The 16,681-nt window shown below is 73.3% G+C and carries 15 protein-coding genes and 1 riboswitch; of the genes, 7 read left to right on the top strand and 8 right to left on the bottom strand.

Annotation, left to right across the window (positions count from 1 at the left end):
* The first annotated feature begins 38 nt into the window (after positions 1-38).
* The 4 genes from ACQEVU_RS01850 to ACQEVU_RS01835 all read left to right on the top strand — a co-directional run bounded on the left by ACQEVU_RS01850 (position 39) and on the right by ACQEVU_RS01835 (position 4,114).
* Positions 39-791, top strand: a complete 753-nt coding sequence (locus ACQEVU_RS01850; protein WP_433319523.1) for a SanA/YdcF family protein — start codon at positions 39-41, stop codon at positions 789-791.
* A 278-nt stretch (positions 792-1,069) separates the two neighbouring features.
* Complete coding sequence (locus ACQEVU_RS01845) at positions 1,070-2,182, top strand: polyprenyl synthetase family protein (RefSeq protein WP_433319520.1); 1,113 nt, start codon at positions 1,070-1,072, stop codon at positions 2,180-2,182.
* A gap of 409 nt (positions 2,183-2,591) precedes the next feature.
* Entirely contained in the window at positions 2,592-3,101 is a 510-nt protein-coding gene (locus tag ACQEVU_RS01840) for a SigE family RNA polymerase sigma factor (protein ID WP_433319517.1), read from the top strand.
* Complete coding sequence (locus ACQEVU_RS01835; RefSeq protein ID WP_433319514.1) at positions 3,098-4,114, top strand: hypothetical protein; 1,017 nt, start codon at positions 3,098-3,100, stop codon at positions 4,112-4,114. The genes ACQEVU_RS01840 and ACQEVU_RS01835 overlap by 4 nt, the downstream gene beginning before the upstream one ends.
* 7 nt (positions 4,115-4,121) lie before the next feature.
* On the opposite strand, the gene ACQEVU_RS01830 is transcribed toward ACQEVU_RS01835, so the two are convergent.
* The 3 genes from ACQEVU_RS01830 to ACQEVU_RS01820 form a co-directional block, all read right to left on the bottom strand.
* Positions 4,122-4,760: a hypothetical protein gene (locus ACQEVU_RS01830; RefSeq protein ID WP_433319512.1), complete on the bottom strand. Its 639-nt coding sequence runs from the start codon at positions 4,758-4,760 to the stop codon at positions 4,122-4,124.
* A gap of 335 nt (positions 4,761-5,095) precedes the next feature.
* A riboswitch (cyclic di-AMP (ydaO/yuaA leader) is annotated at positions 5,096-5,229 on the bottom strand.
* Between the two features lie 88 nt (positions 5,230-5,317).
* Positions 5,318-6,880 (bottom strand): diguanylate cyclase domain-containing protein, encoded by a 1,563-nt coding sequence (locus tag ACQEVU_RS01825; protein ID WP_433319509.1) that lies wholly within the window; start codon positions 6,878-6,880, stop codon positions 5,318-5,320.
* Positions 6,881-6,973: 93 nt separating this feature from the next.
* The gene (locus ACQEVU_RS01820) at positions 6,974-8,152 is read right to left on the bottom strand and encodes an FAD-dependent monooxygenase (protein ID WP_433319506.1); all 1,179 of its coding nucleotides are present in this window, start codon (positions 8,150-8,152) and stop codon (positions 6,974-6,976) included.
* Between the two features lie 66 nt (positions 8,153-8,218).
* Between ACQEVU_RS01820 and ACQEVU_RS01815 the strand changes: the two genes are divergently transcribed.
* Together ACQEVU_RS01815 and ACQEVU_RS01810 are read left to right on the top strand one after the other, a co-directional pair.
* Positions 8,219-9,130: a TetR/AcrR family transcriptional regulator C-terminal domain-containing protein gene (locus tag ACQEVU_RS01815; protein ID WP_433319504.1), complete on the top strand. Its 912-nt coding sequence runs from the start codon at positions 8,219-8,221 to the stop codon at positions 9,128-9,130.
* A gap of 43 nt (positions 9,131-9,173) precedes the next feature.
* On the top strand, positions 9,174-10,004 hold the full coding sequence (locus tag ACQEVU_RS01810) for an aldo/keto reductase (protein ID WP_433319501.1): 831 nt from the start codon (positions 9,174-9,176) through the stop codon (positions 10,002-10,004).
* A gap of 120 nt (positions 10,005-10,124) precedes the next feature.
* Here the strand turns inward: ACQEVU_RS01810 and dusB are convergent, their stop codons facing one another.
* Entirely contained in the window at positions 10,125-11,240 is a 1,116-nt protein-coding gene (gene dusB, locus ACQEVU_RS01805) for a tRNA dihydrouridine synthase DusB (RefSeq protein ID WP_433319498.1), read from the bottom strand.
* 242 nt (positions 11,241-11,482) lie between these two features.
* Between dusB and ppdK the strand changes: the two genes are divergently transcribed.
* Positions 11,483-14,146 carry a pyruvate, phosphate dikinase gene (gene ppdK, locus ACQEVU_RS01800; protein WP_433319495.1) on the top strand — a complete coding sequence of 888 codons (2,664 nt, stop codon included), beginning with the start codon at positions 11,483-11,485 and terminating at the stop codon, positions 14,144-14,146.
* An 89-nt stretch (positions 14,147-14,235) separates the two neighbouring features.
* Here the strand turns inward: ppdK and ACQEVU_RS01795 are convergent, their stop codons facing one another.
* The 4 genes from ACQEVU_RS01795 to ACQEVU_RS01780 all read right to left on the bottom strand — a co-directional run bounded on the left by ACQEVU_RS01795 (position 14,236) and on the right by ACQEVU_RS01780 (position 16,558).
* Positions 14,236-14,607: a hypothetical protein gene (locus ACQEVU_RS01795; RefSeq protein WP_433319492.1), complete on the bottom strand. Its 372-nt coding sequence runs from the start codon at positions 14,605-14,607 to the stop codon at positions 14,236-14,238.
* A 95-nt stretch (positions 14,608-14,702) separates the two neighbouring features.
* Positions 14,703-15,134 (bottom strand): roadblock/LC7 domain-containing protein, encoded by a 432-nt coding sequence (locus ACQEVU_RS01790; RefSeq protein WP_433319490.1) that lies wholly within the window; start codon positions 15,132-15,134, stop codon positions 14,703-14,705.
* Between the two features lie 78 nt (positions 15,135-15,212).
* Positions 15,213-16,175, bottom strand: a complete 963-nt coding sequence (locus tag ACQEVU_RS01785) for an ADAM 12 protein (protein WP_433319487.1) — start codon at positions 16,173-16,175, stop codon at positions 15,213-15,215.
* Complete coding sequence (locus ACQEVU_RS01780; protein WP_433319484.1) at positions 16,172-16,558, bottom strand: hypothetical protein; 387 nt, start codon at positions 16,556-16,558, stop codon at positions 16,172-16,174. Before ACQEVU_RS01780 ends, ACQEVU_RS01785 begins: the two co-directional genes overlap by 4 nt.
* Between the last annotated feature and the right edge of the window lie 123 nt (positions 16,559-16,681).

Genomic DNA, 16,681 nt, shown 5'->3' with positions numbered 1-16,681 from the left:
GGAAGCGCCGCCTTGCCGGGCCGTGCCATGCTGCGCGCATGCCGTCTCGCCCTCCCTGGTACCGCCGACGCTGGGTGATCATCGCCACCCTCGGACTCTCCCGGCGCCTGCCCGACGACCGGCGCCGCCGCCGCCGCGTCCTGCGCCGGCTGACGGTCGCCGCCGTCGTGGCGGTGGCGATCGCGCTCGCCCCGACGGTGTGGATCCGAGCCGCGTCCGCCGGGCGGGTGGTCCCCGCCGACCGGGCGCCGGCGGCGGACGTGGCGATCGTGTTCGGCGCGCAGGTGGAGCACGACGGCAAGGACCCGATGTCGTTCCTGCGCAACCGGCTCGACGCGGCCGCCGCGCTGGTGTCCTCCGGGAAGGTGAAGGCGCTGCTCATCTCCGGCGACGCGCACGGCGGCTCGGGCAACGAGGTCAAGGTCATGAGCGACTACCTCGCCGCGCGCGGCGTGGACCGGTCGCGGCTCGTGATAGACCCATATGGCCTCGACACGTACGACACGTGCCGGCGGGCGCACGACGTCTACGGCATCAGCCGGGCGCTGCTGGTGAGCCAGGACATCCATCTGTACCGCGCCGTCACCCTCTGCCGCCGCGTGGGCGTGGACGCGTGGGGCGTGCCGTCCGGGTGCCAGGGCTGCCAGCGGGTGACGATCGCGTACAACACGGTCAGGGACGTCGCCGCCGCCTGGAAGGCCGCCTGGGACGCGCTGCGGCACCGGCCGCCGGCCGTGCAGTCCCCGCCCGATCCGGCACTCCAGGAGGCGATTGCCGCGCACAGTCCGTAATCCGTTTCGCATCACGGGCGGCGACGCTCCATAGTGGACGGCGGCACGCCGCGCCAGGCGACACGCCGATTTTCGCGCGACACGCACCGGACGGGCGACTACGTCTTCGCCACACCAGCCCCATTCGCGTTTTCGCCGTGCGGGCCCGCCGCCCCCGGCATACTTGACCAGGCCCGTCACGGGCGGCGCGGAAGTGTCGGTACGAACGATGCGATGGGTGGTGCGAGTCCGGTGAGGGCGAGCGTGCGCGTGGGACGGCTTCTCGGGCGGCGCGGCTGATGGTCATCGTGCTGCGCACCACGGACGACGTCCTGCGCTGGGCCGACCGGCTGGTCGAGCCGCCCCTGCGCGCGGCGGTCGGCCGCCTGCCCGAGCCCTCCCGTGAGGTCGCCGAGCTGCGGCTGGGCCGGCCCTCCGGCGACGCCGGGCCGAACGCGTCGCTGTACCGCGCGCTCACCCTCGTCTGCGCCGCGGCCGTCGGCGGCGACCCGCACGACGCGGTGCCCGCCGCCGTCGCCGTCGAGCTCATGCACCACTGGTCGGCCATCCGCCGCGACCTGGTCGACGGCCCCCTCGACGGCGCCCCGTGGACCGTCGGCACCCAGCCCGCGGCGCTCGGCGGCGAGGCCCTGCTCGCGCTCGCCTTCGACGTCATCGCCACCGGCGACCCGACCCGCCTGGGCGCGGCCCGCCACGGCCGGGCCGCCGCGGTCGCCGGCGCCCACGCCTCGCTCGGCCGCCCCCGCCAGCGCCCCGCCCGCCCGGACGCCCCCGGCCCCGACCGGGCGATGATGCGCGTACTCGGCGACACGGTGCAGGAGCTGCTGCACGGCCAGCACGCCTCCCTCGCCCTGCGCGACACCCCGCCCGGCACGGCGGCCGAGGAGCGCACCGACCTGCTGCGCGACTGCCTGGCCATGGTCGAGCAGCGCACCGGCGCCCTCTTCGGCTGCGCCTGCGCCCTCGGCGCCGTGGCCGGCGGCGGCGACGCCGCCCAGGTCGAGCGGCTGCACCTCTTCGGCGTGCGCCTGGGCCTGGCCGTGCAGTTCGCCGAGGACCTGCTCGGCATCTGGGCCGAGGACGGCGGCCCCGGCCGCCCCGCGTACCCCGACCTGCGCCGCCGCCGTCGCTCCCTGCCCGTCGCGGCCGCGATCGCGGCCGGCGCCGACGAGCTGGGCGCCCTGCTGGAGGCCCGCGGCCGGCTCAGCGACGCCGACGCCGAGCGCGCGGCGAAGACGATCGAGCAGTCGGGCGCCCGCGACTGGTGCCGCCGCCAGGCCGAGGAGCTGCTGTCTCAGGCGCTGCTCGCGCTGGACCTGGCCTTCCCGGCGCCGGCGGCGGTCGCCGAGCTCATCGCGCTGGCTCGCCGCGCCACCATCGCGCCGCGCTGAACCACCGGACCGGCTCGACGTCCGGCCCCGCCGCGCCGCGACACCGTGCCCGGCCGGCGCCCCGCGCGCACCACGCCCTCCGGCCGCGCCCCGCCGCTCCCGCCGCGCTCCACTCCGCGCTCCACCCCGCCGCGCCGGCCGCTGCGGTCTTTGCGACAAGTCGGGCGCTCCGCGCCACGACTTGTCGTATTTATGCGTCGTCAGGCGATAAATCATCGTTAACCGGCGCGCAGGTCGGCGAGCACCGTCTCGACGTCGCCGGCCCGCGGCCACGTCCGGCCAGGCCGCCCCGGTGCGGTCGGCGAGCGAAGACCCGGTTCAAACCAGCGTGCCCACCGAAAAGCGCTCCCCGAGCGAACCGGATCGACGCCCGGCTACGCCGAAGAAGGTGAGGCTAGGGGGACGGCACATGCCCGGTGATGATTTCCACGAGTTCGTCCGGTCGCGGCTGCCCGGCCTGCGCCGCGCCGCGTACCTGCTCTGCGGCGACTGGGAACGCGGCGACGACATCGTCCAAAGCACCCTCACCGACGTCTACGTGAAATGGCGGCGCGTGCGCAAGGCCGACAATGTCGACGCGTACGTGCGCACCATCCTCGTGCACCGCTTCGTCGACGAGCGGCGGCGCGGCTGGGCGGCCCGCGTCCGGCTGGTCGAGCGCCTGCCCGACCGGCCGGTCGACGATGCCGCGCTGCAGTCGGTGGCCGACGGGCTCGACCTGCGCGGCGCCCTGGCCGAGCTGCCGCCGCGCCAGCGCGCGGTCCTGGTGCTGCGGTTCTACTGCGACATGTCCGTCGAACAGACCGCGGAGGCGCTGCGCTGCGCCCCCGGCACCGTGAAAAGCCAGACTTCCGCGGGTCTGCAGGCGATGCGGCGCCTGCTGGCGCCCGCGCCACTCGACCAGGGGAGGACACGATGAACGAGAACGGCCTGCGCCTGCTCATGCACGCCGGCGAGGAGGCCCCGCCCTCGCGCGTCGACCTCGGCCGCGTGGTCGCCGACGGCAACCACCGGCGGGCGCGGCAGCGGGCGGCAGCCGGTGTCGCGGCCGCGGTCGCCGTGCTGGCGGTGACCGGCACGGCCGCGCTCGGCCTGCGCTCCGCGCCCGGCACTGCGGACGGGCCGCCGGCCGGTCCGCCCGCGGCGGCCGCGAGCGCCTCGCCGGCGCACCGGACCGCGGGCGGGTTCGACCCGATCCTGCTGCTGCGCATCGCGCCGGGGTGGCTGCCCGACGGCGTACGCGAGGACCCCGACCCGCTGCTGTGGGCGGCCGTGCAGTCGGTGTCCTACACCGACGACGGCGGCAAGTTCGACGCAACCGACCTCACCATCACGCTGTACGCCAACGGCTTCATGCCCCGCTGGCTCGACCCGGCCACGGCCGGGGACCCCAACCAGCTCGCCGTCAGCACGAGCGCCGCGCCCGCGCTGGGCTCGGGCGACGCGTCCTGGTACACGGTCGAGACCCACCGCGCCCCGGGTGACACGCACGTGCGCCCCGATCGCAACGGGCTGCTGTGGCAGTGGGCGCCGGGGTCGTACGCCACCGTGGAGGGCGAGGCCCCGGGCACCCTGGCCGAGAACCGCGCCATGTGGCGGCACATCGCCGCAACGCTCGGCACCGCGGGCCGGCGCCCGTTCGCGGCCGGCGTGCGCGTTGCTGTGCCGGCGCCGCTGGTGCTGATCGGCGTCGACCGGATCACCGAGGGACCCGGCCCCGGCGGCGGGACCACGGTGCTGATCCTCAGCGACAAGGCGTACGTGCCGCCGCCGGGCCACGCCGGGCGCGGTTACCGCGTGATGGTCGGCCCGGACGGCGTGCACGTGAACGGACGGGAGACCGAGGGGCTCGAGCCGCTGGGCGCGGACTTCACCGCATCCGTGCGGCGACTGCCCGACCCGGCGGACTGGACCCTCGACCCGTCGCGGTGAACGCGGCTCAGGCGAGGGCGGCGACCACCTCGGCGGCCCGGTCGGCGTGCTTCTGGTACGCCCCCGGGTACGCCGAGCGCTGCACCGCCTGCGCCGCCCCGGTGACGCTCATGCTCTGCCAGCCCGAGACCTGCATGAGCGCGTTGTAGAACAGCATCGCCGAGTGCGCCGGGTCCATGAGCTCGGCCACGGTGCCCCAGCCCTGGCTCGCGCGCTGCTGGAACAGCCCGACCGAGTCGTGGTCCGCGGAGACGCCGTCGTGCGGCAGCTTCAGCGAGGACGGCACGGCGGGGCTGGCGACGTTGTACAGGTCGCTCTCCTGCATCGCGGTGGCGAGCGCGACGACGAGCGCCTTCTGCGGCAGGCCCTGGGCGCGGCCCTGGCGCACGATGGTGGCGGCGTTGTTCATCTGGGTCTGGTCGAGGCCGGCGACGGGGCGCGGCGGCTGCGGTGCCGGCGGCGGCGTGGCCGGGGCGATCGGTTCGGCCGGCGCGGCCGAGATGGCGGCGGTGCCGGTCGGCAGTACGAGCGAGGCGTCGTCGTAGTGGTAGGCGGGCGCGGCTGCGGCGGCGACCGGCAGGTGCACGGCCGGGGCGCCGGCGGAGCCGGTGGCCAGCAGCGTGGCCGAGACGACGACGGCGGACACGGCCCCGGTCTTCACGATGAGGCCGGGCCGGCGATGTCGTGGACGAAACTGGCGCGGTAAAGGTTTCAAGGTAAGCGGTTTCCTCTTCAGGACGGCGCGAATCAGCGCACGGCGAAGCGCACGTCCACAGGGGGACGCGCGGTGACAACGACGCACGGGAGAGGGCGCGCGGGATCGGCACGGCCCCAGGGGTCAAAGCTCACCCATGGAGACGCGCGGCGATTGGGCGTCGATCGGCGTGAAAACGCGGCCAGGCATTACGTCCTGGCGATCACCCGTCCGAGAGGAAGGCGGCGGGCGGCCGCAGCAGCAGCATCGAGATACGGCACGAGCGGTACTCCTTCCGGTGCCGCCTACCGGGTTAGCTGACGGGTTCGGGCGGGAAGATTCGCCCTACCGTGACTCGGTCACGGATACACCCCAGGACTGCGTGGGTCCCCGGCCCGCGGTATCGAGGCATGCGACGCATTCGATCGCGTGGCTCGACGGTGCGGCTCGACGGCGCCTGCCCGGTGGCACCCGTTTGGCGCCCGTCGACCGGAGCAGACCACCCGACCTTACTGGGCGGTTTCGGCCTCGGCCAGCCGCAGCAACGGGATCCCACCCGGCGCACCTGAACGCTCACCGTGTGCTGTCACCCGACCGGTCACCTGAGCGGTCGTCCGTTCGTCGCGTCGATGGCCTTTGACCTGGTACATCGCCTTGTCAGCGATCCGCAGCGCCGCGCCGGCATCGGCAACCGTGTCGTCGATCACGGCCACGCCGACGCTGACCCGCACTCGCAGAACGTGACCGTCGTGCATGACCGGCGTGCACACGGCCCGCTCGACCCGCTCGGCCAGCGCCGTGCGGGCGAGGTCGCCGAGGTTCTCGGCGAGGACCACGAACTCGTCGCCGCCGAGGCGGGCCACGGTGTCGCCGGGGCGGACCAGCGCGGTCAGCCGCTGGGCGACGGCGACGAGGACCGCGTCGCCGGCGTCGTGGCCGAGGGTGTCGTTGACCGCCTTGAAGTCGTCGAGGTCGCAGAACAGCAGCGCGCTGACGCCGAGCCCGGCCTGGGCCCGGCGGATCGCGGCGGCCAGCGGCGCGGCCAGGGCGTCGCGGTTGGCCAGGCCGGTCAGCGGGTCGCGGAGGGCGCGGCGGACGAGGTCGGCCTCGGTCGCCTTGCGGCCGGTGATGTCGTGGACCTGCAGGATGCCGAAGCCCGGCGGACCGGCCACGATCGACAGCGTCGCCGACACCCAGATCGTCTCGCCGTCGGCCCGCACGCAGCGCACCTCGTAGTCGCGCACCGGGGTGCCCTTGCTCGTCAGTGCGGCGGCGAAGGCGAGCCGGGCCCGGTCCACGTCCGCGGGGTGCAGCAGCTCGGACACGCGCAGCCGCACGAGGTCGGCGCCGTCGCGGCCGAGCAGCTCGCACAGCGCGGGGTTGACCCGGGTCAGCCGGCCGTTGTCGTCGCCCTCGATCCCGACCATGCACATGCCGCTGCCGGCGCCGTCGAACGCAAGCCGGAAGGCCTCCTCGCTGGCCGTGAGGTGCTGCCGCTCGCGCCTGAGCGCCTCGACCAGGTTGGCGTTGTCGATCGCGATGCCGGCCTGCCCGGCCAGCATCTCCAGCAGCTCCCGCTGAAACGGGCCGGGGCGGCGCCCGTCGGCGGGCAGGTCGACGCTCAGGATGCCGACGATCGCGCCACTGGGCGCCCGCAGCGGGGCGAACAGGGCGTCGAGGGGGTGCCAGCGCTCGTCCTCGGGCACGCCCTCGACGCCCGGCACCTCGTCGGGCACCCACGACTGCATGTCCTCGCTGAAACGGGCGTGCGGGAGGTACCGCAGCTGCCCCCACTCCTCGGCCCGCTCCAGGTAGCCGTCGAACTCCGCCGCGGGGTACCGCGCGCCCAGCAGCGACTCGCGGGCGTCCTCGGAGCCGGCCAGGGCAACCGCCTCGTAGACGCCCTCGGGGTGCAGGTAGTTGACGACGGCGACGCCGAACCCGGTGCCGTCGACGACCGCGTCCACGATGAGCTGCAGCGTCTCGGCGAGCGTGGTCCCGGTGTTGATGCGGCCGGTGATGCGGTACACGGACCGGATCGCGGCCATCGCCGTGTCACGATCCCGCTCCATCGCCCGCCCACCCGGTTCCGGTCGACCTTCGAACCCTGCCTGACGCATCCCCTACATCGACGCATCAAACCGGATCTGAAGTAAACCCTCGCATCACGACGGCGCGGCGGGCGGCAGCGTCAATGCGCCGGCCGCGCGGCGGGCCTCCTTCATCATGGCCTCGATGATCAGCCCGCGGAAGGGCATGAACGGCAGCATTCGGATGCTCAGCGCCTGCATCCGCGCGGCCCGCTCGGTCCTCGGGGCGAAGCCCTTCGCCGGTCGCAGCGCGGCACGCTGGTTGACCTCGACGAACTCCCGCATCCGGGCGTCGTACCCGGACAGCTCGCCCGTCCCGCCGGCGATCTGGAGGGCCAGCAGGTAGGCGCCGGCGAGCGCCATGCCGGTCCCCTGCCCGGTCAGCGAGGACGGTGCGTAGCCGGCGTCGCCGACGAGCGCCACCCGCCCCCTGGTCCAGCCGGGCATGCGGACCTGCGCGTTCGGCGCGACGTACAGGTCGGGCGCCTCGCGCATGACCTCGAGCAGCCGCGGGACCACCCACCCCGCGCCGTCGAACGCCGCCTCGACGCTGCGCAGCCGCTCCTGCCGGTCCCGGGGCGGGAGCGGCCCGCCGTACAGCAGCGTCACCTTCACCTCGCGGTCGCCCCGGTCCGTCTTCACGCTCGCCACCCGCCCCGCCCCGGAGTGGATGAGCTGCCAGCGGGTGATGCCGAGCTCGTTCGGCGCCGTGAAGATCGCGGCGTTGCTGCCCAGGTGGTGCACGTACCGCTCGGAAGGGCCGAACGCGAGCGCCCGCACCCGCGAGAAGATGCCGTCGGCGCCGACGACGTAGTCGAAGTCCCTCGTCCCGCCGCGCTCCAGCTCGGCCTCGGCCCCGCGGCCGTGCGGGCGCAGGGCGGCGACGGTGTCCCCGAAAATCCACTCGACCCCGTCCGGCACGGCCTCGTGCAGCAGCCGGGAGAGGTCGCCCTTCATGATCTCGATGTCGGCCGGGTCGAGCACCCCGAACCCGAGCGGCAGCGTCGCCACCCGTCGGCCGGCGCCGTCCACGAAGGTCGTGCCGAGGGTGTCGGTACCGCGCCGGCGCGCCTCATCCGCGATCGACATCCGCTGCGCCACCTCCAGGGCGACGCCGCGGATGTCGATCGCGTATCCCCCGTTGCGCACCGCCGGCGCGCGCTCGACGACGGTCACCTCGCAGCCGTACCGCCGCAGCCAGAAGGCGAGTGCATTGCCGGCGACGCTCGCGCCGCAGATCAGAACCCGGGTCACGCGTACACCGTACGAACACCGCAGCGGGCACTCCACGACGCGCGCCGGCGGCTAGGGTGTGCACTAGTGCACGCCACCGAGCCCCCGTACCTGCGGATCGTCGCGCGGATCCGCGCCGCCATCGACGCGGGCGAGCTGCGCCCGGGCGACCGCGTGCCCTCGACCCGGGAGCTGATGCGCGATCACGGCGTGGCGATGGCGACGGCCACGAAGGCGCTCACCACCCTGCGCCAGGAGGGCCTCGTCGAGCCGCGGCCCGGCGTCGGCACCGTGGTGGCGCGCCGCCCCCGGCCCCGGCCGGCCGCCGCGCCCGAGGGCCCGTCGCCGCTGGAGCGGGTCGTGAGCACCGCGATCCGGCTCGCCGACGCCGACGGGCTTGCCGTGCTGTCGATGCGTCGCCTGGCCGCCGCGCTCGGGCTGCCGACGATGACGGTGTACCGCCACGTCGCCGGCAAGGAGGAGCTGCTGCTGCTCATGACGGATGCGGTGTTCGGCGAGGCCCCGCTTCCCCGCACCGCGCACGGCGACTGGCGGGTCCGGATGGAGACCTCGGCGCGGCTGCAGTGGGGCGTGTACCGGCGCCACCCCTGGGCGGCCGAGGTCATGTCGTTCACCCGCCCGCCGATGGCGGCCAACGCGATGGCCCACACCGAGTGGAACCTCGCCACGCTCGAGGCGGTGGGCGTGCCGCTGCCGGTCGCCATGCACGCCACGATGATGCTGGCCAACCACGTGCGCGGCACCGCGATCAACCTGGAGTGGGAGGCCGGCGCCGAGCAGGACACCGGCCTGGACAACGTGCAGTGGTTCACCGCGCAGGAGGAGCGCCTCGCCCGCATCACCGCGAGCGGGCGGTTCCCGGCGGTCGTGCGCCTGGCGATGCTCGGCCCGGACGCGGTCGACTTCGAGCTCGACACGCTGTTCGAGTTCGGCCTGGCCCGGCTGCTGGACGGGCTGGCCCGGCTCGTGCCGGCATGAAGGCCGGGACGGAAGGCATAGCGGAAGGCATAGGGTCGCAAGCATGAGCATCCCGACCGTGAAGCTGAACTCCGGCCTCGACATGCCCGTCGTCGGCTACGGCACATATCCGCTCAAGGGCCGCCGCGCCACCGATGCCGTCCTCGCCGCGATCGGGTCGGGGTATCGCCTGATCGACACCGCCTCGGCGTACGACAACGAGGAGGCGGTCGGCGCGGCCGTGCGCGAGTGCGGCCTGCCGCGCGAGGAGCTGTTCGTCACCACCAAGCTGCGCGGCGCCGACCAGGGCCGCGGCTCCACCCGGGCCGGGCTGGAGGGGTCGCTGACGCGCCTGGGCCTGGACTACGTCGACCTGTACCTCATCCACTGGCCCCTGCCCGCGGTCGGCCGCTACGCCGACTCGTACGCCGAGATGGCCGACCTGCACCGCGAGGGCCTCATCCGCTCGCTCGGCGTGTCGAACTTCCTGCCCGAGCACATCGAGACCGTCACCGCCGAGACCGGTATCCGCCCCGCCGTCGACCAGCTGCAGGTCTCGCCGTCGCACTCGCGGCCCGACCTCGTCGCCGAGGTGCAGCGCGGCGGCACCGTGGTGCAGGCGTGGAGCCCGCTGGAGCGCAACACCGGCGTGCTGGACGCGCCGGCGGTGGCCGCGATCGCCGGGCGCCTCGGCGTCACCGGCGCGCAGGTCGTGCTGCGCTGGCTGCTGCAGCGCGACATCACCGTCGTGCCGCACTCCTCGGACCCGGGCCGCCAGCGCGCCAACGCCGACCTGTTCGGCTTCGAGCTCACCGGCGACGACATGGCCGCCGTGTCGGCGCTGGACGTCGGCGTGCCGGTCAAGCAGGACCCGGCGACCTGGGAGGAGTTCTAGGCCCTGACTCGTCATTCGAGGTCCGATTCCCGCGCCTCCGGCCACGGAATCCGCAATACGACCGGGAATACCGCGGCGAAGGCCACGCGCAATTGTTCGCGCCCAATTCCTTGTCGTGGGTCAGCCGCCGGAGTCGTCGAGCTCGGCGCCCTCCGGGACCGTGTCGGTGTCGCGGTCGTCGAGCCAGCCCTCCGGCAGGACGACCTTGCCGGGGGTGCCCGTGCGGCCCCGCGGCTGGCCCAGGATCTCGCGCGGGAACGGCGCCGCGTGGTCCAGCTGCGCCAGCAGGTCCGACAGTTCGCCGAGCGACGACGCCATCGCCAGGGCGCGGCGCAGCTCGCCGCCCGCCGGGAAGCCCTTCAAGTACCAGGCCACATGCTTGCGGAAGTCCGTCACCCCGTCGCGTTCGGTGCCCAGCCAGTCCGTCAGCAGCTCGGCGTGGCGGTACATCAGCGCGGCCACCTCGCCGAGCGACGGCAGGACGCGCGTCGTCGAGCCGGCGAAGGCGGCGGCCAGGTCGGCGAAGAGCCAGGGGCGGCCCAGGCAGCCGCGGCCGATCACGACGCCGTCGCAGCCGGTGGCCGACATCATGCGCAGGGCGTCGGTGGCCTCCCAGATGTCGCCGTTGCCCAGCACCGGGATGTCCAGGGCCTGCTTCAGCTCGGCGATCCGGGACCAGTCGGCCTCGCCCGAGTAGCGCTGCGCGGCCGTGCGGGCGTGCAGGGCGACCCAGGCCACGCCGGCGTCCTGGGCGGTGAGGGCGGCGTCCAGGAACGTGCGGTGGTCGTCGTCGATGCCGATGCGCATCTTCACCGTGACGGGGAGGTCGCCGGCGGCCGCGACCGCGGACGTCACGATCTCGCGGAACAGCTTGCGCTTCCACGGCAGGGCCGAGCCGCCGCCGCGGCGGGTGACCTTCGGCACCGAGCAGCCGAAGTTCATGTCGATGTGGTCGGCCAGGTCCTCGGCCACGACCATCTCGACGGCCTTGCGGATGGTGGCGGGGTCGACGCCGTACAGCTGCAGGCTCCGCGGGTGTTCACCGGGCGCGAAGGAGATCATCGACATGGTCTTCGGGTTGCGCTCGACCAGGGCGCGGGTGGTGATCATCTCGCAGACGTAGAGGCCGGCGCCCTGCTCGCGGCACAGCCGGCGAAACGCCACGTTGGTGATGCCGGCCATGGGGGCCAGCACTACGGGCGGGTCGACGACGTGGGGTCCGAGCGGTAGCGGCACGCCTCCGAGGATCGCACGGCCGACGCGGACCACCCAAAAACTATTGCCAATTTTGCGAAAGTTCAGAGAGCGCTCTCATGCGTGAATCTGCGCATGGAATCGCTCCCAAGCGCACCGAAAATCGACACTTTTGCCAGGCCCTGTGCGACTTGTCACCCGGCATGGCGACCAAAGGGAATGGCGATTTACGGTGTGCCGCACACCCCGGACCTAACGAGGACTTAGGCCGTGCCGCTGTGGGTATGGAGGCAGTTGTGCAGAAGTTCGTGTACGACTTCGAAGAGGGCAACCGCGACCTCAAGGACCTCCTCGGGGGCAAAGGCGCCAACCTGGCGGAGATGACCAACCTCGGCCTGCCGGTGCCTCCCGGCTTCACCATCACCACGGACGCCTGCCGCGCGTACCTCGAGACCGGCGAGATCCCGGGGCGGGACGAGATCACCGAGCACCTGCGGGCCCTGGAGGACCGGATGGGGCGCCGCCTGGGTGACGCGGGCGACCCGCTGCTGGTCTCGGTGCGCTCCGGCGCCAAGTTCTCCATGCCCGGCATGATGGAGACCGTCCTCAACGTCGGGCTGACCGACGACAGCGTCGCCGGGCTGGCCGCGCAGGCCGGCGGCGACGAGCGCTTCGCCTGGGACTCCTACCGGCGGCTCATCCAGATGTTCGGCAAGACGGTCTGCGGCGTGCCGGGCGAGGAGTTCGACCACGCCCTCGAGGACGCCAAGCACCGCGCCGGCACCCGCGACGACGTCGGGCTGAGCGCCGAGCAGCTCAAGGGCCTGGTCGAGGACTACAAGCGCATCTTCAAGGACCACGTGCAGAAGGACTTCCCGCAGGACCCGCGGGAGCAGCTCGACCTGGCCGTCGGGGCCGTCTTCGGGTCGTGGAACGCCGACCGCGCGGTGCTGTACCGCCGGCAGGAGCGCATCCCCGCCGACCTCGGCACCGCCGTCAACGTCGTCGCGATGGTCTTCGGCAACCTCGGCGCCGACTCCGGCACCGGCGTCGCCTTCACCCGCGACCCCGCCACCGGCGAGCGCGGCGTCTACGGCGACTACCTGGCCAACGCCCAGGGCGAGGACGTCGTCGCCGGCATCCGCAACACCATGCCGCTGCAGGACCTCGAGGCCCGCGACAAGCACAGCTACGACGAGCTCATGTCGATCATGGCCACGCTCGAGGAGCACTACAAGGACCTGTGCGACATCGAGTTCACCATCGAGCGCGGCAAGCTGTGGATGCTGCAGACCCGCGTCGGCAAGCGCACCGCGGCCGCCGCGTTCGTCATCGCCACCCACCTCGTCGACGAGGGCGTCATCGACCTCGACGAGGCGACCCAGCGGGTGAGCGGTGCGCAGCTGGCGCAGCTGATGTTCCCGACGTTCGACCTGGCCGACGAGCCCGAGCAGCTCACCCGCGGCGTCGGCGCCTCGCCCGGCGCGGCCGTGGGCAAGGCGGTCTTCGACGCCCAGCACGCGGTGGCCATGGCCAAGGAGGGCGAGGCGGTCATCCTGGTGCGCCGGGAGACCAACCCCGACGACCTGCCGGGCATGATCGCCGCGCAGGGCATCCTGACCAGCCGGGGCGGCAAGACCTCGCACGCCGCCGTCGTCGCCCGCGGCATGGGCAAGACCTGCGTGTGCGGCGCCGACCAGCTCGACGTCAACCTCCACAAGGGACAGTTCACGGTGGACGGCCACGTGGTGTCCGAGGGCGACGTCATCTCCATCGACGGTACGACCGGGCGCGTGTACCTCGGCGAGGTGCCCGTCCAGCCGTCGCCCGTGGTGCAGTACTTCGAGGGCCGCCTCAAGCCCGACGCCGACCCGCTCGTCTCCGCGGTACACCGGATCCTCACCCACGCCGACGACCGCCGCCGGCTGCGGGTGCGCACCAACGCCGACACCGGCGAGGACGCGGCCCGGGCCCGGCGCTTCGGCGCGCAGGGCATCGGCCTGTGCCGCACCGAGCACATGTTCCTCGGCGAGCGCCGCGCCCTGGTGGAGCGCCTGATCCTGGCCCGCACCCCCGAGCAGCGCGACGCCGCCCTGGCCGAGCTGCTGCCCCTGCAGCGCGCGGACTTCACGGAGCTGTTCCAGGCGATGGCCGGCCTGCCGGTCACCGTCCGGCTCATCGACCCGCCGCTGCACGAGTTCCTGCCGCCGCTGGAGGACCTCGCGGTGAAGGTCGCCGTGGCCGAGGAGCGCGGCGAGGACCCGGGCCGGGACAAGGACCTGCTCGACGCGGTGCGCCGGATGCACGAGGAGAACCCGATGCTGGGCCTGCGCGGCGTGCGCCTCGGCCTGGTCATCCCGGGCCTGTTCGCGATGCAGGTGCGGGCGATCGTCGAGGCGGCCGCGGGGGTCGAGGGCGCGCAGCCGGAGATCATGGTGCCGCTCGTCGGCGCGGTGCAGGAGCTGGAGACGATCCGGGCCGAGGCCGAGAAGATCATCCGCGAGTTCGACGTCGACGTGAAGATCGGCACGATGATCGAGGTGCCGCGGGCGGCGCTGACCGCCGGCGACATCGCTCAGGCGGCCGACTTCTTCTCCTTCGGCACCAACGACCTGACCCAGATGGGCTGGGGGTTCTCCCGGGACGACGTCGAGGGGGCGTTCTTCTGGCGGTACCTCGAGCTCGGCATCTTCGGCGTCTCGCCGTTCGAGTCGATCGACCGCGACGGGGTCGGCCGGCTGGTGCGCATCGCGGTCGACGAGGGCCGCGCCGCCCGCCCGGAGCTGCACTTCGGCGTCTGCGGCGAGCACGGCGGCGACCCCGACTCCGTGCACTTCTTCCACGAGGTGGGCCTGGACTACGTCTCCTGCTCGCCGTTCCGGGTGCCGGTCGCCCGCCTGGAGGCGGGCCGCGCCGCGATCGAGTCGACGGGCTCCGACTCCAGGTAGATCCCCACGGACACCACCGGGTTTCGAGTCCCCGGTGGGCATGAGAAAGGCCGGGGCAATGGCGCCCCGGCCTTTTTCTCGGTCCGGCCTCAGACCTCGAGATCGTCCTCGACCCGGGCCAGCTGGTGACGCGCGAGCGCCAGGTTGGCCCGCGTGCGGTTGAGCGCGAGGTAGATGAACAGGCCCTTGCCGGAGCGGCCGGTCACCGGGCGGATCAGGTGGTACTGGTTGGCCAGCGTGATGAGGATGTCCTCGATGCCGTCCTTCAGGTTCAGCATCTCGATCGTGCGCATCTTGGCCCGCACGACGTCGGTGTTGCCGGCCGCCGCGACCGTCAGGTCGAGGTCCTTCGAGCCGCCGAGCACGCCGAGCGCCATGCCGCTGTTGTAGTCCACGAGCGCGACACCGATCGCGCCGTCGATCTGCATGAGTTCCTTGAGAGCAGTCTCCATGTCCGCCATGGCAACCTCCGTGAGCTTTCTACTAGGGGAAGAGAGTGGTTCCGGGGAAGGTTCGGGACCTCGTCTGGGTCTGCGGTGCGCGCCACCGCCGCGGCTCACCATGCCGCCGGCTCCGGCTCCGGCAACGCCTGCGCGAAGCTGAGCGCGGCCTGGGCGACGACGCGGGACACGACGGCGGTCGAGCGCCGCGCCTCGTGGTGCAGCAGGCCGACGTTCGCGTCGGCCGCGGCCAGCAGCACCAGCACCGCGCCATGGCCGGCCATGTACATCGCCACGTATCCGCCCGTGCTTCGGATGAGCACCTCCTGAAACTCGTCCTGGGCGGCGCTGTCGGCGATGCGCTGGCTGACGCCGAGACACGCCGCCGAGAGCGCCGCGACGCCCTCGACGGCCAGGGTGCAGGCGTCGTCGGCGATGAGCAGGCCGTCGGTGCTGGCGACCAGGCAGCCCGTGATCTCCGGGACGACCCGCCGCAACCGGCCGAGCTCGGCGAGCAGCTCACCACGCAGCTCCGCGTCGGTCCTCATCGATGTCGTATCTCCTTTCCGCGCGGCGGCACCGTCGAGGGAGGACGGGCCGGGGCGTCCGCGCTGCCGAATGCGGCGCTAGCGCAGGGCCTGCAGCGCCGATCGGATCCGTTTGAGCAGCGAGTCGTCGGGCGCCTTGTCGATCGCCCCGGGCAGCACGGCGAGCGCGCTGACCCCGGGCGGCAGCTCACGCCGGCCCGGCACGGGCGCCGGGTCGCCGAACGTGTACGTGCCGGGCACCCGCTTCGGCAGGGGTTCCACCTGGTGCGGTACCGCCTCATGCGGTACCGCGGCAATGGCTTTTGCGGTTGGGTTCGGGTCCGGCTCGCGGGCCCGAGGCGGCTTGACCAGGCCGGCCGCGGCCAGCCGGCGCACGTCCAGCGTCACGGCGTAGGCCGAGCGCCCCAGCAGGCCCGCCAGTTCCTGCGGGGTCCGCCGGCCGTCCGCGTGCAGCACGATCTCCCACTGCAGGCCGGACAGGAGCACCCGGTCGAGTCCCGGCCGGAGAACCGGGACGACCGGTGCCAGGTCCGTCGCTTCCGAGGGGTGCACCTCGTCGAGCATGCGCCGCTGCCGGGCGACGTGGTCGCACACCTGGTCCGTCGTCACGGTACCTTCCGCGCCGAGCCAGTGCAGGACGTCCGGATCGAAGCGCATCTCCGCGCGGGGCGTGCCGAGGACGAAGAACGCCGCGTCGTACAGCGCCTGCAGCGTGCAGAGCTCCATCGCCGCCGCGCTGAGGTGGCCGCCCTCGACGAGCGCGCGGGCCGGCGCCGACGGCAGGGTCTCCCAGACCCGCTCGTCGACCACCCCGGCCGCGGTGAGCAGCCGGTCGACGCTCGGCGCGGCCGGCGACTCGACGGCGTTGACCCGGCCGGCGAGCAGGAAAACCACCCCGCCGGGCTCGCCGTGCACGGTGAGCGCGCCGGTGGCGCCCGCCGCGGCGAGCTGGGCGAGGGCCTTGGCGGGGGTGGTGCCCTTGGGGAACCGGGACTGCTTGCCAGGGACGCTCGCCTTCGCCCCGACTACGACCGCGTTCACGCGAGGTCGTCGGCCAGCGAACGGATACGACGGCGGGCAATGGCCAGATTGCCCTCGTTCCGGTCGAGCCAGACGTACAGGACCAGGCGGGAGTCGAAGCTGGTGCGTACCGGCCGGATCAGGTGGTACGCGGCCGTTGTGCTGATGATGACGTCCTCCACGGTGTCACCGGCGATGGCGGGAGCATAGGCCGCGGTCTGCATCGCGGCGTGGATGACGCTTGCGGTGCCGAGCGCGGCGGCGGTCGGATCGGCGTGCGGCGCAACATCCTCCTGGCCGCCCTCGAGGCCGAGGGTCTGCCCGGTGGTGTAGTCGATGAGGCTCGCGCCGATCGCTCCCCGGATGGTCATGGCACGGCGGAGGCAGTCGTCGATCACGGGCACAACCAGCAAGTTACCGTCCGTTTGATGATCATCTACTCCGTGCATTCGGCTAAGAACGAATGGCCAATCGGTCTTTGAATTTTGCAATGTGCAGGTTTCACGTACACGCCCAATGGAAACCGA

Origin of the sequence: Dactylosporangium sp. CA-139066 (assembly GCF_050936175.1) — a bacterium.
GTDB lineage: Bacteria > Actinomycetota > Actinomycetes > Mycobacteriales > Micromonosporaceae > Dactylosporangium.
This window is presented reverse-complemented; position numbering and strand designations above follow the sequence as displayed.